Raw genomic sequence first — 19788 nt, forward strand, 5'->3', positions numbered from 1 at the left:
GGCCTGTGAGGCGCCCTAAGGGCGGGACACGATGCGGCGGACGAACCTGGTGAGCCGCGACTTCTGCTGCTGCCTGGCCGGCGGCGGGGCGTCGCGCAGCGCCTGCAGGGCCTGCGCCGCCGTGGGCCGCTTGGCGGGGGAGTGGTCGAGCATCATGCGGACCACCTCGGGCACGTCGGGGCCCTGCGCGTCGGAGCTGGTCGGGAGCTGGCCGGTGAGCAGCTGGTAGGCGATGGCGCCGGCGGCGTAGACGTCGGAGGTGGTGGTCATGAGGTCGGGCCGCTCCTGGCACTCGGGCGCCACGTAGTGGGCGTCGAGCACGTTGCCCAGCTCGTGGGCCACGGTGTAGTTGCGCGGGCCAGGCTTGGCGTAGTCGAAGCCGGTGAGCACCGCGTGGCCGTCGTCGGTGACCAGCACGGAGGCGGGGGTGAGCGCGCGGTGCACCACCCCGTGCAGGTGGGCGTGCGCCAGGCCGCGCAGCAGGTCCTGGATCACGCCCATCGGGGCGGCCTTGCCCATCGCCAGGTGCAGCGCCTCGCCGTGCACGTCGTCGAGCACCAGCACGAACCGGCTCTCGTCGTCGATGGCGAAGAAGTCGCGCGAGCGCACCACGCACGGGTGGGGCGGGATGCGGGCCAGCGTCTGGTAGGCGTTGGCGATGCGCTGCCGCTCGGCCGCCCGCGACTCCTGGTCGGCCAGCGGGTCGGCCTGGTAGACGCGCAGCAGCACGGTCTCGCTGCCGGGCAGCGTGGCGTTGAACGCGCGGTATTCGGTGACCTTGGCGTCGCCGCCGAGCTGCTCCTCGACCTCCCAGTTGCCGAACCTGGGCGGCGCGGTGCTGCGGCGGACGGTCTGGTTGAGCGCGTCGAGGATCGCCGTGACGTAGGGACGCACGTCGGGGCTGCAGCCGCGGCGCACCCGCGAGACGTCGCTCAGCGTGGCCACCAGGCCGGGCAGGTCGGTGACGTTGACCGCGTCGCGCCCGACGGGATCGACCAGCTCGGCGTCGGGTGAGGTGAGCACGACCAGGCTGTCGACATAGACCCGCTCAAGCTGGGTGGCCCGCGAGACCAGCAGGCCCTTGAGCGCCTTGGCGGTGCCCCGCAACTTGGTCACCGGCGAGCCGAACGCCTCCCTGCGCGGCGGGAACCAGCGCGTGCCCGACACCTCGATGCGGCCCCTCGTGCCCTTGACGTCGACCACCACGAGCGAGTGACCGGTCAGGACGAGCACGTCGACCTCGAACACGTCGTGCCCGCGCGGCACCTCGACGTTGTGCAGCAGCAACCAGTCGGCGGGCGCGTGGTCTCGCAGATATGCGATCACGCGCCGCTCGGCGTCGTTGACCGGACGTCCTCCGCCGACGATCTCTGCCATGACCACTATCCTCGCACGGGATCGGGCCCGGACTCCCGCTGGGAGCCGTCCCAGCCGGCCGATGGTTCCCGCACGTCATCGCGGGTGTCCCCGGTCTCCCCACGGTGCTGCGGCGGCCATTCCAAAAGCGTTTTCCTGCTGCCGGATACCAGCGCCAAGCAGCGGTCGATCATTGCCCAAAGACCGGTGAACGGACCCCCCATAAGCGGCGCGGCCGATCGGCGCTACCGGTTCAATGGCGGTCCCGCGCGGTGTCGCCCATGCGCCGCCGGTGCAGCGCAGGAAAACCGGCTCAAAAAATCCAGATGGCTCTTTGACCTTGCCGAGAGATTTTCCAGTTGCGCTTTTCCAGGGTTCCCGTGATGGTTATTCGCGGCACCTAGCAGCCCTGCAACGAACGACCACGGCGCCAGGAAATTCACGCCGTTCCATGGAGGAAAGCAAACATGATCCGTCGCATTCTGGCCGGTGCCGCAGTCGCGGCCGCAGCCTTCGGCTTCTCCGCGTCGGCCGCGTCCGCTGACGTGGGCCCCAACCCGTACAACAAGGGCGCGGCCATCGCGAGCCAGTTCCAGATCCTGGACGACGTGCTCAACGACGTCGGCAACCACTCGCTGAACAACCTCGAGGTCAGCATCCTGACCGCGCTCGACGAGGTCAACGTGTCGCTGCTGAACAACAACCAGCCGCAGGTCGGCGACGCCAACAGGAACACGCGTATCGACAACGGCGACGCCCGCGCCCAGTAGGCCGGGCAGGCGGAAGGGGCGGCGACCGACGCCCCCCGCCGGTGCGCGTGTAAAAGGTGAAGGCCCGCGACAGCAATGACGCCGCCGATCCATCGGGTGCCCGCCCGCGATATGCGGACGCCGGTTTCCAGCGCCGTGTCGGCGAAACCTGATGTCAAGGAATCGAGGCGGCTTCTTGACCTCCATAAGGTCTTTCCGGGTTGCGGGCCCAGCCGCCTGCCGCGATTGTTATTCGCGGCACCTCACAGCCCTGCACGAACGACTATGGCGCCGGGAATTCCGGGCCGTTCCATGGAGGAAAGCAAACATGATCCGTCGCATTCTGGCCGGTGCCGCAATCGCGGCCGTCGCTCTGGGCTTCTCCGCGTCCGGCGCGTCCGCGGACGTCGGGCCCAACCCGTACAACGGGGGCCAGGCCGTCCTCAGCCAGTTCCAGATCCTGGACGACGTCCTCAACAACGTCGCCAACCACTCGCTCAACGACCTCGAGGTCAACATCATCAAGGTCCTCGACGAGGTGAACGTGAGCGCGCTGAACAACAACCAGCCCGAGGTCGGCAACCACAACAAGGACACCAAGATCCAGAACGGCCAGGCCCAGGCCAGGTAGGACTCAGACCTGAACGATCGTGGCGATCCGCGAGGCCACGGAGCGGTTCCCTGGAACACCGGAGCGTTCGACGGCCGTACGCCGTCGCGGCGAGCGACATCGCCCAGGACCGTACGGCCGGCGCCGTCGGAGAACGCTCACCGGAAATAAGCCGGAAAAGGTCACCGAACGTGCATCGGAGCCTTATAGCGGTAAGCCGGGAATCAGCACCACAGCATTCAAGCGCTCCTTGACCTCCATAACGAGTCGCCATCTCCGAGGTCTGCCACGATCACCGTCAGCGGCACCGCACAGCCCTGTACGAAAGAAGCTGGCGCCGGTAATTCCGCGCCGATTCATGGAGGAAAGCACACAATGATCCGTCGTATTCTGGCCGGCGCCGCCGTGGCGGCCGCCGCCTTCGGTTTCGCCACCTCCGCCGCGTCCGCCGACGTCGGCCCCAACCCGAGCAACAAGGGTCAGGCCCTGCTGACGCAGTGGCAGATAGCCGACGACGTCCTCAACAACCTGCTCAACCACTCGGCCAACGACATCGAGGTCGGCATCCTCCAGCTCCTGGACGAGACCAACGTCGCGCTGCTGAACAACAACCAGCCGCAGGTCGGTGACGGCAACATCAACACCGACATCGACAACGGCCGCGCGCAGGCCAGGTAGGACCTGGACGTAGCAGGCGGGGAGGGCGCGGCGGCCCCCTACCGGACGGGCCGCGTGGCCAACGGTCCTCCCTCGACCTGGGTGAGCCGGTGAGGCCGGCCGTGGAGACTCGCGAGGCCACGGCGCCGCCTCTCCGGTGACCGAATGTTCGGTACGCCGTACGCCTCCGGCGCGGGACCCGATCAGGGCCCGCCCGGAGGCGTACGGCATTCTCATGGCTCAGAGGTCCTGGTCGCCGCGGCCGACCTCCACCCGGACGATGCCGAGCAGGTCCGCGCGGTTCAGCGGGTCGATGCGGACCTGGGCGCCGGTGTGCGGCGCGTGCACCATCCGCTCGGCGTCCACCGCCAGCCCCACGTGCTCGGGGCCAGGGGTCGCCTTGTCGCTGTCGAAGAAGACCAGGTCACCCGGCTCCATCAGCTCTTTCGTCATCCTGATGCCCGCGCGCCACTGCTCGTACGTGGTGGTCCCGATGAGCGCGCCCGCCCGGGCGTAGGCGTACTCGGCGAGGCCGGAGCAGTCGAAGCCCTTGGTGGTGGCGCCGCGCCCAATGCCGTACCCGGGCCCGTGGATCCCGCCGCCGCCCCACGAGTACGGCACCCCGATCATCTCCAGCGCCGCCCGCAGCGCGATGCTCCCGGCCACCGACCTGGCGCTCACGGAAGACGTGGCCCCCGCGGCGTGGACCACGAGCGCGACCAGGCAGGCCACCACCACGCGCAGCGCCGACGGCCCTGCCGGTCCCCGCAAGCCCCGCCTACGCCGGCTCCGCTGTCTTCGCTGTCTCCGTCTCTGGTCCATGGCACATCGACGCTCCCGATCCGAGCCGCGCCGGGCGCCGCCGTCGCCGCCCTGCCCGCAGTTGTCTCCTCTGTGGCTTTTCTCGCCTTCTATGGCGACAAAACGCCATCAGTGGCAGCCCGCTAAAAGATGAAATTTCCACCAATTGGGGGTCGGTCTCCGCCCGCGCCGGCGCCTCCCTAGATCCTCGGCAAACGACGTGAGACCCCACCGCCCAGGCCCGGCGAGCCACCGCGAAGCACCCCGGACCGCTAACTTCAGGATTATCCGAAAAATCGGTCATATTCCGACGAAAAATCCATAGCCCGGCATACTTCGTGTAGCCTAGGTTTCGGATTAATCGCCGGAAAGCGCGTGCGACAGATCCGCAGGTGCGACCACGGCGACAACCCCCAAGAGCCAGCGTGTTGGGGGGTGCGGGGAGCGTGAGCGTCCAAGAACGGCTGCTGTACCAAGACCGACAACTGACGATCAGTACGGCGGTGGCGCCAGGTTTGCCCGCCGTGCCGGCGGTCGCGCTGATCGGCGAGATCGACGTGACCAACAGCCGCGCGGTGGCCAGCACCCTGGCGAGCTGCCGCCAGGGCACCTACATCGTGGTCGACACAGGAGAGCTGACCTTCATCGACGTCTCGGGGCTGCGCGTGCTCGCGATGCCCGCACTGCCGCCGGCCGAGCGGTGGATCCGCCTGCACAACGTCACGCCGTACCAGCGGCGCCTGCTGCGCATGCTGGGCTGGTTCTACCAGCCGAAGGACGTCAACGTCCCGCTGCGACAGGGCTGACGGTACCCGGGCCGACGGCGCCCGGCGGCCTGATGACCGCGGCCGAGGTGCCGAGCCCGGTCGGGCCGTGGAAGCGCGGCAGCGGCGCCTGGTGGTGCCGCTGCAGCGACGGCTCGTCGTAGCGGAAGCAGCCCTGGTGCCAGTTGAGGATGCCGGCCAGCCAGTCGCCCAGCTCGGTCAGGAAAGCGTCGAGGTCGCGCCGCGCCTCCTCGCCGAGGCCGAAGTCGTCGCACACGATCGGCAGCTCGTTCGCCGCGATGTGCTCGAACTGCCGCACCCGCGAGGCCATCAGATCGGCCACGATGCCGAGCGCCGTCGGGTAGTCGCAGCCGAAGAAGTTCTCGACGACGAGGATCGCGTTGTGCACCTCGCCCTCGTACTCGATCTCCTTCTGGTACGAGAACACGTCGTTGACCAGCGTGCCCGCGTCCATCATGGCGTTCTTCAGCGCCACCATCGGGCCGCTGGCGTAGAACTCGTCGGGGATCGACTTGGAGTGCCGCAGCCGGCTCAGGCTCATGGTGAGCTCCGAGCCGAACGTGTGCCGCCGCCTCTCGATGTAGTCGACCGGGTCGGGGATGTGGTGGGCGATCTCGCCGGCCAGCTCCCACAGCCACGCCTCGCACATCTCCTCCACGGCCGCCCGCAGCTTGCGCCGGTCATCCTGCGGCATCGGCCCCGCCGTACGCGCCCAGATGTCGGCCAGCGACCGCTCCAGCGCGTTGGCGGGCGCGGGGGCGGGCGTGCCGTCGACGGGCATGAAGTCGCCGAACCTGGCGACCGCCACCTTGGCGGCGGCCAGGTTGCGCGGGCGGCCGAAGACGACGGGGAAGTAGTCGTCGCCGTACGTCCCCCAGGCCAGCCAGGCGGAGGCCAGGTCGAGCTCCCCGGGCGTCGCGCCGGGATGCAGCCCCGCCGCGCACAGCGGCAGGTCGTAGTCGACGAGCTTGGCCTCGTCCCAGACGGCGGGCCCGGCGACGCCGTGCGGCGGCTCCAACATCCCCATCTCGCGGCACCAGGAGACCAGCTCGCGCCTGGCGCCGTCCAGGTGGGGTGACAGGCGCAGCTCGAACGGCACGTACAGGTCGGGGATCCGCGAAGGACCCACCCGCTGGTACGGCACGTGCGTGAACGAGCGCACCCGCTTGGCCCCCAGCAGGTCGATCACGGACGACATGCCGAGCGGCCGGCTCGCCCCCGCCCGCTCGTTCATGTAGCGGCTGGAGCGCATGTGCCACTCGTGCCCGCCCGCCTGCCAGTCCTGCAGCCCCTTCACGTACGCCGCGACGCCGGCCGCGCTGAGCGGGTCGATGCCGTGCTCAACGAACAGCGGCCCCAGCTCGAAGACCGCGGTGTGCTCGAACTGCTGCAGCCGCGAGGTCAGCAGGTCGTTGACCGCGTCCGCGGCCTCCTGCGTGGAGCAGCCGAGGAACTTCTCCAGCACCAGCACCCCGTTGCTCAGCTCGCCCTCGTCGGTGACCTCCCGCTGGTAGGAGAACAGGTCGTTGCGCAGGTGCACGGCGTCGGAGAAGGCGTCCTTGAGCACCCGCAGCGGCCGGGAGCCCGCGATCACGGCCGGCACCTCGGCGCCGACCGCGTGCTCGACGAGCCCGGCCGACCAGGGCGCGCCGCCGACCTTGCGGCGCATCTCGATGTACTCGACGGGGTTGGCGACGCGGCCCCTGTTGATGTTGGCCAGCTCCCAGAGCGACTCGTCCAGCAGGTTGCGGGTGCTCTCGGCGAAGCGGGCCCGCCAGCCGAGCGACATGCTCGGCACCGTACGCGGCCACAGGTCGGCGAGGCCCGCCTCCACCGGGTTCTCCGGCTCGGGGACGGCCAGGTCGAGCCCCATGGGCATGAAGCGGGCCAGCCGCGCGAGATACTCCTTGCCGCCCTCTAGGTCGCCGGTCCGTTTGAAGAACTCCAGGAAGTGGTCGTCGAAGAAGAAGACCCACACGTACCAGTCGGTGATCAGGCCCAGCTCCTCCGCGTCGCAGTCGGGATGGGTATAGGCGCACATCAGCGGATAGTCGTGGGCGTCGAGGTCGGCCTCCTCCCAGACGCCCGAGCCTTCGAGCATGCCCATGTCGCGCGCCCACTGTCTGGAATGCACGCGGGCCTCGTCCAGGTGCCGGTTGAGCCGGGCCGGATACGGCAGGTAGAAGTCCGGCAGTTCGAACGGCTGCGTCATGGTCGTCTCCTTCGCGTCGTCAACGGTTCGGGCGGCAAGCGGCCCCGCCCGCCAGAGGTGGCGGACGGGGCCGTGGGACGGTCTAGCCGTTGCGGCCGAGCTCGACGTCCTCCAGCACGCCCAGCGCGTCGGGCACCAGGACGGCGGCCGAGTAGTAGACGCTGACCAGGTAGGAGATGACCGCCTTCTCGTTGATGCCCATGAACCGCACCGACAGGCTCGGCTGGTACTCGTCGGGGATGCCGGTCTGGTGCAGGCCGACGACGCCCTGGTTCTCCTGCCCTGTCCGCATCAGCAGGAACGACGTGGTGCGCGCGGCGGAGACGGGGATCTTGTTGCACGGGAAGATCGGCACGCCCCGCCAGGCCGGCACGCGGTGCCCGTTGACCTCGCTCTGCTGCGGGTAGACGCCGCGCTTGCTGCACTCGCGGCCGAAGGCGGCGATGGCCTGCGGGTGGGCGAGGAAGAACGAGGGCTCCTTCCACACCGTGGACAGCAGGTCGTCGAGGTCGTCGGGGGTGGGCGGTCCGGAGCGGGTGCGGATGCGCTGGCTGAAGTCGGCGTTGTGCAGCAGGCCGAAGTCGCGGTTGTTGACCAGCTCGTCCTCCTGCCGCTCGCGCAGGGCCTCGATCGTGAGGCGGAGCTGCTGGTCGAGCTGGCTCATCGGCTGGTTGTAGAGGTCGGAGACCCGGCTGTGCACGCGCAGGACGGTCTGGGCGACGCTCAGCTCGTACTCGCGGGGCGTCTGCTCGTAGTCCACGAACGTGCCGGGCAGCTCGGCCTCGCCCGTGTGGCCGGCGGACATGTTGATCGCGGCCTCGCCGTAGTCGTTCTGGGCGTGGTTCCCGCTGGTGCGCCAGGTCTCGACGTGCTCGCGCAGGGCGGGGGAGCGCTCGGCGACCTGCTCGTAGTCCTGCCTGGACAGCGTCAGCACGGTGGTGGCGGTCTTCGCGCGGGCGGTGAATTCGTACTGGCCGCCCTGGACGAGCACCTGCTCGCCGAGGTGGTCGCCGTCGGCCAGCACGCCGAGGTTCTGGTCGTCCCCGTACGCGCCCCGCCCGACCTTGGCCACCCGCCCGTGGGCGATCAGCACCAGCCGGTCCACCTCGGCGCCCTCGGCGACGATCTCCTCGCCGGCCGCGACCTCGCGCTGGGTGAACCGGTCGGCCAGCGCCTCCAGCACCTCCATGTCGTCGAAGCCGCGCAACATGGGCAGCTCGGTCAGCTCGGCCGGGATCACCCGCACGTCGGCGCCCGTGGTGCTGAAGGTGATCCGGCCATCACCCAGTGTGTACGTCAGTCGCCGGTTCACCCGGAACACACCGCCCGAGCACTGGACCCACGGCAGCAGCCGCAGCAGCCAGCGGGAGGTGATCTCCTGCATCTGCGGCGGCGTCTTGGTCGTCGTCGCCAGCTGCTTGGCGGCATCGGTGCTGAGGCTGAGCTGACCGTTGCCGTTGGCGCTGCCGTTGCTCGGCGCGGTCGAGTGGGTCGTTTCTGTCATCGTGCACCACCAATCTGGATGTGCGGGCTAGCCGCGGTTGCGGGAGGTTCGGAGTTCGAGCGGAAGGGAGAACGTCAGGGTCTCCTCGGTCAGGGTCACCGGCTGGACGTCGGCGAACCCGCGGGCCGAGAGCCAGTCGAGTAACTCCGTGACCAGCGGCTCCGGCACGGACGCGCCGGAGCTGACCCCGACCGTGCGCACGCCGTCGAGCCAGCGCTCGTCGGCGTCGGAGGCCCGGTCGACCAGGTGGGCCGCGTCCGCTCCCGCATTGACCGCGACCTCGACCAGCCGCCGCGAGTTGGAGGAGTTGGCCGAGCCGACCACGACCACCAGCTCGCACTCGGGCGCGATGCGCGCGACCGCCTCCTGACGGTTCTGGCTGGCGTAGCAGATGTCGTCGCTGGGCGGGTCGACCAGGCCGGGGAACCGCTCACGCAGCCCTTCGACCGCCCGCATGGTCTCGTCCACGGCCAGTGTGGTCTGTGACAGCCAGCTCACCGGCCCGGAGCCGTCCAGCTCCAGCTCCTCCGGCCTGGCCGGATCCATGACGTGGATGCGCTCGGGGGCCTCGCCCAGCGTGCCCTCGACCTCCTCGTGATCGGCGTGCCCGATGAGCACGATCCGGTGCCCGGACTCGGCCATCCTGGCCGCCTCCTTGTGCACCTTGGTGACGAGCGGGCAGGTGGCGTCGATCGTCCGCAGGCCCCGCAGTCCCGCCGCCTCCTTCACCGCGGGGGCGACGCCGTGCGCCGAGAAGACGACCAGCGCCCCGTCGGGCACCTCGTCCAGCTCCTCGACGAAGACGGCGCCGCGCTTGGTCAGGTCGTCCACCACGAACGTGTTGTGCACGATCTGCTTACGCACGTAGACCGGCGCTCCGAAGCGCCGCAGCGCCTCCTCCACCGTGACGATCGCGCGTTCGACGCCCGCGCAGTAGCCGCGCGGGGCGGCGAGAAGTACCCGTCCCATGTTGGGGATCCCCTCACTTGCTGCGATGTGCGAGCTGGTCGGCCATCTCGGCGAGCACGCCGGCCGCCTCTGGCTTGACCTGCGCCTCGCTCAGTGCCGACATGGCCTGGCGGACGCGGTCCTCGATCATGTCCTCGACCCGGGCCAGCGCCCCGGTGTCGATGAGGATGCGGCGCACCTCCGCGGCGCGCTCCTCGGTCAGCTCCGGGTTGCCGTGCCAGGTGCGCAGGTGGGCGAGCTGGGCGGGGGAGGCGTGCTGCACGGCGTGCGCGTACATCACGGTCTGCTTGCCCTCGCGCAGGTCGTCCAGCGCCGACTTGCCGGTCTCCGAGGCCGAGCCGAACGTGCCGAGCACGTCGTCGCGGAGCTGGAACGCCTCCCCGAGCGGCACCCCGAACCTTGAGTAGGCGTCGAGCAGGTCGGGCGGCGCTCCGGCGAGCGCGCCGCCGATCTGCAGCGGCCGCTCGACGGTGTACTTCGCGCTCTTGTAGCGGATCACGGTCAGCGCCTGCGCCTCGGTCGCGCCGGAGCGCAGCTGGGCGAGGACGTCGAGGTATTGGCCGCTGATGACCTCGGTGCGCATGGCGTCGAACAGGTGGTGCGCGGCACGCAGCCGGGCCGGGTCGATGCCGCAGGACGACAGCAGCGCGTCGGACCAGGCCAGGCTGAGCGTGCCGAGCAGGATGCCGCCGGCCCGGCCGAACGCCTCGGCGCCCGGACCACGGTGCAGGTCGGACAGGCTGCGGTGCACGGTGGCCTGCCCGCGGCGCAGGTCGCTGCCGTCCATGATGTCGTCGTGGATCAGCAGCCCCGCGTGACACAGCTCCAGCGCGGCGGCGGCGCTGATGATCTCCTCGCAGTCGTCGCCGCCGGCGCCGCGCCAGCCCCAGTAGCACAGCTGGGGCCGCACACGCTTGCCGCCGCCGAGGATGAAGTCCGCCAGCAGCCCGTACGCGGCCTCGACCCCGGGGTCGGAAACCGGGTTGCCCCAGTCTTCGAGAAAGCCGCAGAGCCGCTGGTCGATGCGGGCACCAAGGGAGTGCTGCGGGAAGCTCACGGGCATACGCGCGGCCCTTCTGTCGTCCGTCACTACCCCTAGTTACTCACTGAATACGGAGTGTGTAAAGTAGCTTTTGCGGCCCAAGCTTTCTTTTGCCACAGCAGTCACACGGCCTGGGGATGTCATGAAGACGCTGCTGACTCACGTGTCCACCCCCGACGACCTGCGCGCCCTTCCGGCCGAGCTGCTGCCGGGGCTGGCCCGCGAGATCCGCGACTTCCTCATCGAGAAGGTGAGCGCGTCGGGCGGCCACCTCGGCTCGAACCTCGGCATCGTGGAGCTGACGATCGCGCTGCACCGGGTCTTCGACTCTCCGGACGACGCGATCGTGTTCGACACCGGGCACCAGGCGTACGTCCACAAGATCCTCACCCGCCGCCGCGACGCCTTCGACGGGCTGCGCGTGCGCGGCGGGCTGAGCGGCTACCCCAGCAGGGACGAGTCGCCGCACGACCACGTCGACAGTTCCCACGCCTCCACCGCGCTCGCCTACGCCGACGGCATGGCCAAGGCGCGCCGGCTGGCCGGCGCGGGCGGCCGTTCCGTGGTCGCGGTGGTCGGCGACGGCGCGCTCACCGGCGGCGTGGCCTGGGAGGCGCTCAACAACCTCGGCGCCGACCGCGGCCTGCCGGTCGTGATCGCGCTCAACGACAACGGCCGCTCCTACGCCCCCACCGTCGGCGGGTGGGCCGAGCACCTCGGCCGGTTGCGGGCCGCGCCCGGCATCAGCGTCTTCGAGAGCCTCGGCCTGCGCTACCTCGGCCCGGTCGACGGCCACGACATCGCCGCCCTTGAGCGGGCGCTGCGCACGGCCCGCGAGCTGCGCACGCCGGTCGTGGTCCACTGCGTCACCCGCAAGGGCCGCGGCTACGGCCCCGCCGTGCAGGACCTCGACGAGCACCTGCACGCCATCCCGGCCTCCGACCCGGCCACCGGACAGCCGCTGTCACCGGCGCGCGGCACCTGGACGCACGCCTTCTCCCACCACCTGTGCGCGCTCGGCGAGCGCCGCCGCGACGTGGTCGCCGTCACCGCCGCGATGCCGGGGCCCACCGGGCTCGCGGCGTTCGGGCGGCGCTTTCCCGGGCGCATGTTCGACGTCGGCATCGCCGAGCAGCACGCCATGGCCTCGGCGGCCGGCATGGCGATGAGCGGGCTGCATCCGGTGGTCGCGATCTACGCCACGTTCCTCAACCGGGCCGTCGACCAGGTGCTGATGGACATCGCGCTGCACCGGCTGCCCGTGACGCTCGTGCTCGACAGGGCCGGGATCACCGGGCCCGACGGGCCCAGCCACCACGGCATGTGGGACCTCGCGACGCTGGCGGTCGTGCCGGGGCTGCGGGTGGCCGCGCCGCGCGACGCCGTACGGCTGGAGGAGTTGCTGGACGAGGCGGTCGCCTGCGACGGGCCCACGGCGCTGCGCTTCCCCAAGGCGGCGGTCGAGGCGGAGATCCCGCCCGTCGGCAGCGTGGGCGAGGTGGACGTGCTGGCGTCGGGCGGTCAGGACGTGCTGCTGGTCGCGGTCGGCGCGATGGCCGGGCCGTGCCTGAGCGCGGCGGCGCTGTTGGCCGAGTCGGGCATCGGGGTGAGCGTGGTCGATCCGCGGTGGGTCATCCCGGTCTCCGCCGACCTGCGCAAGGCGGTCGGCGGCAGCCGGCTGGTGGTGACCGTCGAGGACGGCATCGCCTCCTCGGGGGTCGGCGCGCTCGTCCGCCAGGTGTGCGCGCCCGGCCAGGGGGTGCTCAACCTGGGCCTGCCGTGCGCGTTCATCGGCCAGGGCGGGCGCTTCGAGCTGCTGGCCGAGGCGGGGCTGACCGGCCAGGGCATCGCGCGGGCGGCCGGTGACGCCCTGCGCGCCCTCGACCGCGCCTGAGGCAGCCTCACGCGGTGCGCGGTGGACGGCCCAGCTCGAAGGTCATGCCGTGGCTGCTCGCGGTCGTGGTCACCGGGCGGCGGAGCAGCTCGCTCGCGCGGTGCGCCACCTCCTGGAACTGGCGCTGCCGCTCGGGGGTGTCGGCGGACGCCAGGCGGACGGAGCCCTTCTGTGCGAGCTCCTGGGCCAGCCACTGCGCCATGGAGGTGTAGAAGCGTGCCTCCTCATCGGCGTCGAGCGGGGCCGGCCGCACGCGACCGGTCCCGGGCGCGGGACGGTGCACGACGTGCGGCTCCAGGACGGAATCGGCGGCACGGGGCTCCAGGGGGTTCTCCATGCGGCGCAGTCTAGGGCGGCGAGCCCGGCGCGCGGCGCCGTTTGGCGCTCTGCGTGGGGGTATGCGGCATTTGTCCCCGGCATCGAGGAGCCGAGCATGAAGGCAGTCACCTGGCACGGCAAGCGCGACGTACGGGTCGAGGAAGTGCCCGACCCCGCCGTCAAGGAGCCCAACGACGCGGTCATCAGGGTCACCAGCACCGGGATCTGCGGCTCCGACCTGCACCTGTACGAGGTCCTCGGCCCCTTCATGACCGAGGGCGACATCCTCGGTCACGAGTCCATGGGCGTGGTCGAGGAGGTCGGCTCCGCCATCACCACGCTCAAGCCCGGCGACCGCGTCGTCATCCCGTTCAACATCTCCTGCGGCCACTGCCACATGTGCGGCCTGGAGCTGTACGCGCAGTGCGAGACCACCCAGGTGCGCGAGCAGGGCATGGGCGCCGCGCTGTTCGGCTACACCAAGCTGTACGGCCAGGTCCCCGGCGGCCAGGCCGAGTACCTGCGGGTGCCCGAGGCCCAGTTCGGCCCGATCAAGGTCCCGGACGGGCCGCCGGACGAGCGGTTCGTCTACCTGTCGGACGTGCTGCCCACCGCCTGGCAGGCCGTCGCGTACGCCGGCATCCCCGAGGGCGGCAGCGTCACCGTGTTCGGCCTCGGCCCGATCGGTCAGATGTGCGCCCGCATCGCCCGCCACCTCGGCCACCGCGTGCTCGCCGTGGACGGCATCACCGCCCGCCTGGAGCTGGCCCGCCGCCACGGCATCGAGGTCATCGACGCCGGCGAGGTCACCGACGTGCCAGGCGAGGTCAGGGAACGCACGTCCGGGCGCGGCACCGACTCCGTCATCGACGCGGTCGGCATGGAGGCGCACGGCTCGCCCGCCGCCAAGCTCGCCCAGGCCCTCACCGGCCTGCTGCCCGACGCCGTGGCCGCGCCGCTCATGGCGAACGCGGGCGTCGACCGGCTGCACGCGCTCAACCAGGCCATCGAGACCGTCAGGCGCGGCGGCGTCATCTCCATCACCGGCGTCTACGGCGGCATGACGGACCCGCTGCCCATGCTGCGCCTGTTCGACAAGGGCGTCACGCTGCGCATGGGGCAGGCGCACGTCAAGCGCTGGGTGAGCCCGATCATGCCGCTGGTCACCGACGACAGCGACCCGCTGGGCGTGATGGACCTCGCCACCCACCGGATGCCGCTGGAACAGGCGCCGCAGGCGTACGAGATGTTCCAGAAGAAGGCGGACGGCGCGGTGAAGATCCTGCTCAAGCCCTGACCGCTGGTTTCGCCGCCCCAGGCTCGGGCAGCGGTGCTGCCATGAGAGTCGTAGTGGTGGGAGCCACGGGGAACGTGGGCACCAGTGTGGTGCGTGCGCTGGCCGCGGACGACGACGTCACCTCGATCGTCGGCGTCGCCCGCCGGCTGCCGGGCTGGCGGGCGGAGCGCACCGAGTGGCACCAGGCCGACGTGGCGACCGCCGACCTGACGAGGGTCTTCGACGGCGCCGACGCCGTGGTGCACCTGGCGTGGCTGTTCCAGCCGACCAGGGACCCGGCGATCACCTGGCGGGCGAACGTGCTCGGCAGCATGCGCGTCTTCCGAGCCGCGGCGGAGGCCGGGGTGCCGGCGCTGGTGCACGCCTCGTCGGTGGGGGCCTACTCGCCGGGGCCCAAGGACCGGCCGGTGGACGAGAGCTGGCCCACGCACGGCTGGCCCGGGGCGGCGTACGGGCGGGAGAAGGCGTACGTCGAGCGGGTGCTCGACGTCTTCGAGCACGATCATCCGAACATCAGGGTCGTCCGCATGCGGCCCGGCTTCATCTTTCAGCGGGCGGCGGCGACCGAGCAGCGCAGGCTGTTCGGCGGGCCCCTCGTGCCGCGGCGGATGATCAAGGCGGGCCGGGTGCCGTTCGTGCCGGACATCCCCGGGCTGCGGCTGCAGGTGCTGCACGCCGAGGACGCGGCGCAGGCGTACCGGCTGGCTGTGACCAGGCCCGTGGACGGCGCGTTCAACCTGGCCGCCGAGCCCGTGCTGGACCCGGGCGACCTCGCCGAACTGCTGGGCACGCGCACGGTGCGGGTGCCGCCCAAGCTGGCCATGGCGGCCGTCTCCGCCGCCTGGAACCTGCGGCTCGTGCCGGCCTCGCCAGGGCTGCTGGAGATGGCGCTGCGGATCCCGCTCATGCGGACCGACCGGGCCAGAGACGTGCTGGGCTGGACGCCGGAGCACTCGTCGTACGAGGCGATGCAGGCGTTGTTCGAGGGGCTGCGGGAGGGCGCGGGCATGGACACCGCGCCGCTGGCCCCCGATGGCGGCCCGGCCGGGCGGGTCCGCGAGATGGCCTCGGGCGTGGGCAGACGTCCTTGACACTCTGACTTTGTGTAAATTCCGGGGGTCGGGGAAAAGGATCACGTGAGGTCCTGAAGCGCGGCCTGTGTCGGAATTGGCACGGAGGAGCGCATGCGCGTGTTGTTCAGCCAGACCTTCAGCTTCCACGACGTCGGCAGGCTGCGCCACGAGGTCGCCGAGCACGCCGGGAGCTGCGGGCTCCACGGGGTGAGACTCGACGACTTCGTGCTCGCCGTGCACGAGAGCGTGGTCAACGCAGTGGAGCACGCGGGCGGGCACGGCCGGTTGCGGCTGTGGACGATCGACGGCGTCATCAGGGCCGAGACGAGCGACCGGGGCGCGGGCATCCCCGAGCCGTACGTGGACGGCGACAAGCAGGCGTCAGGACAGGCGTGCACAGGACGCGGCCTCTACCTGATCCACCGATTGTGCGACGCGACCGACCTGCGCACCGGGCCGGGGGGCACCCGCGTGCTGCTCACCATGCGGTTACCGCGCGGCGCCGACCTGCCCGTGCGCAGGGGCATGCGGCGGATCAGGGTCGTCGCCCCAGGAGACGGGCACTCCGGTCACTTCACCGCCTGATCATTCACCGTCCCGCGCGCGGCTGACCAGCGCAGGCGCCGGGTAGTCTCGTAGGGACGGAGAGGATCACCACGTGAGCGGCGACATGCCATCCCCCGAGATCATCGCTCCCGTCCGGCGTCTCGGCCGGCGAGAGTTCGATTTCGAGCGCCAGGTCGCGATCATGGCCATCGTCAACAGGACGCCCAACTCCTTCCACGACCAGGGCCGCACCTTCGAGCTCGACCAGGCGGTCGCGGCGGCCACGAAGGCCGTGTCCGAGGGGGCCGACTGGGTCGACATCGGCGGGTTCGCCTTCAGCGCCGCCCAGGCTCCGATCAGCGTGGCCGAGGAGATCGACCGGGTGGCGCCCGTCATCGCCAGGGTCAGGGCCGCCACCGACGCCGTGATCTCGGTCGACACCCACCGGCCCGAGGTGGCCGAGGCCGCCGTCGCGGCCGGCGCCGACGTCATCAACGACACCAACGGCCTGCGCGAGCCGGGCATCGCCGAGGTCGCCGCGGCCACCGGCGCGGCCGTGGTCGTCACCCACAGCCTGGGCGGGCCGGGCCGGCGGGTGCTGCGGCCCAGCTACGCCGACGTCGTCACCGAGGTGGCCGGCTATCTGCGGGAGCGGGTGGCGTACGCGCTGAAAGCCGGCATCGCGCCCGAGAAGGTCATCATCGACCCCGGCCACGACCTCAACAAGAACACCTTCCACTCCCTTGAGCTGACCCGCCGCCTCGACGAGATCACCGCGATCGGCTACCCGACGCTGGTCGCGCTGTCCAACAAGGACTTCATCGGCGAGACGCTCGACCGGCCGCAGGGCGAGCGCAAAGAGGGCACGATCGCGGCCAACGTGGTCGCCGTCCTCAAGGGCGCGCGCATCCTGCGGGTCCACGACGTCGCGGCCACCGTCGCCTCCATCCGCATGACCGAGGCCGTGCTCGGCTGGCGCGGCCCGCTCGCACCCCGTCACAACCTGGCATGAGGAGGTTCCCCACGTGACCCGGCGCAAGCCCATCGGGATGCCCTTCGAGAGCTGGATCGACCGGCAGATCCGCGAGGCGGAGGAGCGCGGCGAGTTCGACGACCTGCCCGGCAAGGGCAAGCCGCTGCCCGGAGAGGGCAAGCCGCTCGACGAGATGTGGTGGGTGAAGCAGAAGATCGAGAGCGAGGGGCTGTCGATGCCGCTGCCCCCGACGCTGGCGCTGCGCAAGGACGCCGAGAAGGCGCTGGCCGCGGCGCGCGACGCCCGGTCCGAGGCCGAGGCGCGGCGGATCGTCGAGGAGATCAACGAGCGCATCCGCGAGGCGATCCGCACGGGGCTGTCGGGGCCGCCGCTCAACCTGATGCCGTTCGACGTGGACGACGTCGCCGCCGAGTGGCGCCGCACCCACCGCTGACCACCCTTGAAGGCGCCGGGGCGGCGCGATGCATGGGACCGGAGTCCGGGCGCGGCGGCCCGGACCCCGGTCCGGTTGCTGAGGGACCCGGATCAGGCGGGTCCCTCTGACCGGCCGGCGCCCCGGGTCAGGCGGGACGCCGGTCGGCCGGGTCCTTTAGTTGATCGGCGGGTAGGCGTTCTGCAGCAGCTGGCGGAACTGCGCCGAGAACCACTGACCGGAGATCGGCGCGTTCGCCAGGGCGCCCGACATGTTGTTGCCGTTGAGGTCGTTGCCCTCGTACGTCGGGTCGCACATCCGGTCGAACCGCTTGCCCTCGTCGTTGTCGATCTCCTCGCTGGAGCCGTCGGACTCGCCCGGAGGCTTGACCCAGACGTAGGCGTCGATGCCGCTGGCGGGCGCGGCGGTCGGGCGGGCGCCCATGCCGGCACCGCTCTGGTTGCACCAGTTACCGGCGTGGATGCGCCGGTCGACGCGGGACTGGTCGACGAACTGGTCCACGTTGGTCGCGGTGCTCGGGCCGCCCGGGCGGGCGCTGCCGCCCCAGCCGTTGCGCGAGGTGTCGATCAGCATGCCGAGCCCGGAGCGGAAGCCCTTGGCGACCAGGGCGTTGCGCAGGGCGACGGCGAAGGACTGCTCGTCGACGTAGTAGTTCCAGTCGACCCACTTGGACTGGCGGACCGAGGTGCCGTTCACCGTGGTGTTGATGGTGAAGTGCGGCTCGACCGTGGCGGAGTAGTTGGCGGTGTTGACGATGAAGCCGTCCACGCTGTCCACGCCGGCGGCGGTGCCGGCCACCGTCTCGTAGAAGAGGTTGACGGAGGGCTGGAAGTTCGAGTCCCAGCCGAGCCAGGCGTGGTGGGCGGCGTCCACGTAGGTGTAGACGTTGGGGATGGCGTGGAGCTGGTCGAGCGCGTACCTGACGCCGTCACGGTAGCCGCCGGTGCCATTGGCCTCGCGGCAGTCGGCGAACCTGTCGAGGTTCGTGACGAGGTTCGGCAGCGAGTCGGGTTCGATGATGGTGACGATGCGCAGGTTCGCGTAGGCGGAGTCGCCGAGGATGTCGGCGATCGGGTCGATGTACTCCGTCTTGTAGCGGTTGAAGCCGTTCTCCGAGATGCGCAGCTCGCCGTTGGAGGCCAGCGCCGAGCAGTCGCGGTTCGGCAGGTTGTAGATGACGACCTGGATGGTCAGCGGCGCGGAGCCGTTGGCGGCGTCCTGCCTGAGGGCCTCGTCCATGTGCTCGCGCAGGCTCAGCGCGTCGCCCGGGCCCTCGATGGCGGCGATGCGGTCCATCCACACGGCGGTGGAGGTGTCGGCGACGGCGTCGCCGCCCGGCTCGGCCGCGGCCCTGGCGCTCCAGGTGGGGTTCACGTAGCCGGTGGCGCCGGAGTACGGGTTCTCCACGTGGACGGGCATGGGGCCGCCGTCGTCGTCGGCCTCGGTGGCGGTGACCGTACGCGAGGTCAGGCCGGTCGAGGCGACGGTGAAGGTGCGGGTGCCGTTCGCCGAGTCGGAGTCCTGCGCGGCGGCCAGGGTGACCGTCTGCGGGGTGTTCCAGTTCGACGTGCTGAAGGTGAGCGAGCCGCCGGACCTGACGGTCAGGTCGGAGTCGCCGCTGCCGGCCGTCGTGGTGACCGTCACGCTGGAGGACGGCTGCGCGGCCAGGCGCGCGGTGAACGTGCCGGTCGAGCCCTCGGGTACGGTCACCGAGGCCGGCGTCACGACGATGGCCTGCTCCACCGTGGCGTCGTCGTCCACCTCGGTCGCGGTGAGCGTGGCGCCGGTGACGCCGCTGCCGCCGACGCTGAAGGCGGCGGTGCCCGCGGTGGTGTCGGAGTCCTGCGCGGCGGCCAGGGTGACCGTCTGCGCGGTGCTCCAGTTGCTCGGGGTGAAGGTGAGCGAGCCGCCCGAGCTGACCGTCAGGTCGGTGTCGCCGCTGGTGCGGGCGGTGGTGACGGTGACGTTCGAGCTGGGCGCGGCCGACAGGCGCGCGGTGAACGTGGCCGTGCCGCCCTCGTCGACGGCCACGGAGCTGGCCGACAGGATCACCGACGGGGTGGTGGGCGTGGTGTCACCGCAGGTGGTGCCGTTGACGGAGAACGTCTCCGGGCTGGGGTTCGTGCCCGTCCAGGTGCCGTTGAAGCCGACGGAGACCGACGCGCCGGTGGCCAGGCTGCCGTTCCACGGCATGCTGGTGCCGGTGACGCGGGCGCCCGACTGGCTCCAGTTCGCGCCCCAGCCGCTGGGGGTGTATTTCTGGCCTGTGGTCGGATAGTCGAAGGCCAGCGTCCACGAGGAGAGCGGGTCGCCGGTGTTCTTCAACGTGATGTTCGCGGTGAAACCGCCCTGACCAGGGCTGCTCGTCCACGAGTTGGCTGTGTAGGTCACGTCGCAGGCGACGGCGGCGTTCGCGGCCGTGCTCTGGCCTGCGACGAGCCCTAAGGCCGCGACACTCGCGGCGGTCATGGTCACGGCCCATTTGCGGAGGCCGCGGTGGAGTCTCACTTGCGATCATCTCCAGTACTAGATGGCTGGGAGCGCTCCC

18 protein-coding genes are annotated in these 19788 nt (G+C 71.0%); 10 read left to right on the plus strand and 8 right to left on the minus strand.

Features of this window, described 5'->3' with window-relative positions; translation table 11 throughout:
* Positions 1 to 15: 15 nt before the first annotated feature.
* Positions 16 to 1377 carry an NERD domain-containing protein kinase family protein gene (locus tag AB0K12_RS16130; RefSeq protein WP_364560842.1) on the minus strand — a complete coding sequence of 454 codons (1362 nt, stop codon included), beginning with the start codon at positions 1375 to 1377 and terminating at the stop codon, positions 16 to 18.
* A gap of 446 nt (positions 1378 to 1823) precedes the next feature.
* On the opposite strand from AB0K12_RS16130, the gene AB0K12_RS16135 reads away from it, so the two are divergent.
* From AB0K12_RS16135 to AB0K12_RS16145, 3 genes are all read left to right on the plus strand, one after another.
* Entirely contained in the window at positions 1824 to 2126 is a 303-nt protein-coding gene (locus AB0K12_RS16135; protein WP_364560845.1) for a hypothetical protein, read from the plus strand.
* 307 nt (positions 2127 to 2433) lie between these two features.
* Positions 2434 to 2736 carry a hypothetical protein gene (locus AB0K12_RS16140; protein WP_345392256.1) on the plus strand — a complete coding sequence of 101 codons (303 nt, stop codon included), beginning with the start codon at positions 2434 to 2436 and terminating at the stop codon, positions 2734 to 2736.
* Between the two features lie 354 nt (positions 2737 to 3090).
* A complete protein-coding gene (locus tag AB0K12_RS16145; protein WP_364560849.1) occupies positions 3091 to 3393 on the plus strand; it encodes a hypothetical protein in 303 nt (100 codons plus the stop codon).
* A 219-nt stretch (positions 3394 to 3612) separates the two neighbouring features.
* On the opposite strand, the gene AB0K12_RS16150 is transcribed toward AB0K12_RS16145, so the two are convergent.
* Positions 3613 to 4143, minus strand: a complete 531-nt coding sequence (locus AB0K12_RS16150; RefSeq protein WP_364560852.1) for a C40 family peptidase — start codon at positions 4141 to 4143, stop codon at positions 3613 to 3615.
* A 476-nt stretch (positions 4144 to 4619) separates the two neighbouring features.
* Between AB0K12_RS16150 and AB0K12_RS16155 the strand changes: the two genes are divergently transcribed.
* The gene (locus AB0K12_RS16155; protein WP_364560855.1) at positions 4620 to 4979 is read left to right on the plus strand and encodes an STAS domain-containing protein; all 360 of its coding nucleotides are present in this window, start codon (positions 4620 to 4622) and stop codon (positions 4977 to 4979) included.
* On the opposite strand, the gene AB0K12_RS16160 is transcribed toward AB0K12_RS16155, so the two are convergent.
* The 4 genes from AB0K12_RS16160 to AB0K12_RS16175 form a co-directional block, all read right to left on the minus strand.
* Positions 4954 to 7170, minus strand: a complete 2217-nt coding sequence (locus AB0K12_RS16160; protein WP_364560858.1) for a terpene synthase family protein — start codon at positions 7168 to 7170, stop codon at positions 4954 to 4956. The two genes, AB0K12_RS16155 and AB0K12_RS16160, sit on opposite strands and share 26 nt — an antisense overlap.
* Positions 7171 to 7252: 82 nt before the next feature.
* Positions 7253 to 8674 carry a family 2B encapsulin nanocompartment shell protein gene (locus AB0K12_RS16165; RefSeq protein ID WP_364560862.1) on the minus strand — a complete coding sequence of 474 codons (1422 nt, stop codon included), beginning with the start codon at positions 8672 to 8674 and terminating at the stop codon, positions 7253 to 7255.
* A 27-nt stretch (positions 8675 to 8701) separates the two neighbouring features.
* The gene (locus tag AB0K12_RS16170; RefSeq protein WP_364560864.1) at positions 8702 to 9643 is read right to left on the minus strand and encodes a 4-hydroxy-3-methylbut-2-enyl diphosphate reductase; all 942 of its coding nucleotides are present in this window, start codon (positions 9641 to 9643) and stop codon (positions 8702 to 8704) included.
* Between the two features lie 13 nt (positions 9644 to 9656).
* Entirely contained in the window at positions 9657 to 10706 is a 1050-nt protein-coding gene (locus AB0K12_RS16175) for a polyprenyl synthetase family protein (protein ID WP_364560867.1), read from the minus strand.
* A gap of 121 nt (positions 10707 to 10827) precedes the next feature.
* Between AB0K12_RS16175 and AB0K12_RS16180 the strand changes: the two genes are divergently transcribed.
* Positions 10828 to 12579 carry a 1-deoxy-D-xylulose-5-phosphate synthase gene (locus AB0K12_RS16180; RefSeq protein WP_364560870.1) on the plus strand — a complete coding sequence of 584 codons (1752 nt, stop codon included), beginning with the start codon at positions 10828 to 10830 and terminating at the stop codon, positions 12577 to 12579.
* Positions 12580 to 12586: 7 nt separating this feature from the next.
* Here the strand turns inward: AB0K12_RS16180 and AB0K12_RS16185 are convergent, their stop codons facing one another.
* Positions 12587 to 12916, minus strand: a complete 330-nt coding sequence (locus tag AB0K12_RS16185; RefSeq protein ID WP_364560873.1) for a hypothetical protein — start codon at positions 12914 to 12916, stop codon at positions 12587 to 12589.
* A gap of 96 nt (positions 12917 to 13012) precedes the next feature.
* On the opposite strand from AB0K12_RS16185, the gene AB0K12_RS16190 reads away from it, so the two are divergent.
* From AB0K12_RS16190 to AB0K12_RS16210, 5 genes are all read left to right on the plus strand, one after another.
* Positions 13013 to 14194 carry a zinc-dependent alcohol dehydrogenase gene (locus tag AB0K12_RS16190; protein ID WP_364560876.1) on the plus strand — a complete coding sequence of 394 codons (1182 nt, stop codon included), beginning with the start codon at positions 13013 to 13015 and terminating at the stop codon, positions 14192 to 14194.
* A 41-nt stretch (positions 14195 to 14235) separates the two neighbouring features.
* Positions 14236 to 15285: an NAD-dependent epimerase/dehydratase family protein gene (locus tag AB0K12_RS16195; RefSeq protein ID WP_364560879.1), complete on the plus strand. Its 1050-nt coding sequence runs from the start codon at positions 14236 to 14238 to the stop codon at positions 15283 to 15285.
* Positions 15286 to 15378: 93 nt separating this feature from the next.
* Entirely contained in the window at positions 15379 to 15852 is a 474-nt protein-coding gene (locus tag AB0K12_RS16200; RefSeq protein ID WP_364560882.1) for an ATP-binding protein, read from the plus strand.
* 73 nt (positions 15853 to 15925) lie between these two features.
* A complete protein-coding gene (gene folP, locus AB0K12_RS16205) occupies positions 15926 to 16825 on the plus strand; it encodes a dihydropteroate synthase (protein ID WP_364560884.1) in 900 nt (299 codons plus the stop codon).
* Between the two features lie 13 nt (positions 16826 to 16838).
* Positions 16839 to 17240, plus strand: a complete 402-nt coding sequence (locus AB0K12_RS16210) for a DUF1992 domain-containing protein (RefSeq protein ID WP_364560887.1) — start codon at positions 16839 to 16841, stop codon at positions 17238 to 17240.
* Between the two features lie 156 nt (positions 17241 to 17396).
* Here the strand turns inward: AB0K12_RS16210 and AB0K12_RS16215 are convergent, their stop codons facing one another.
* Positions 17397 to 19709 carry a glycoside hydrolase family 6 protein gene (locus AB0K12_RS16215; RefSeq protein WP_364560890.1) on the minus strand — a complete coding sequence of 771 codons (2313 nt, stop codon included), beginning with the start codon at positions 19707 to 19709 and terminating at the stop codon, positions 17397 to 17399.
* Between the last annotated feature and the right edge of the window lie 79 nt (positions 19710 to 19788).

Source organism: Nonomuraea sp. NPDC049419 (assembly GCF_040676995.1).
GTDB classification, from domain to species: Bacteria; Actinomycetota; Actinomycetes; order Streptosporangiales; family Streptosporangiaceae; genus Nonomuraea; species Nonomuraea salmonea.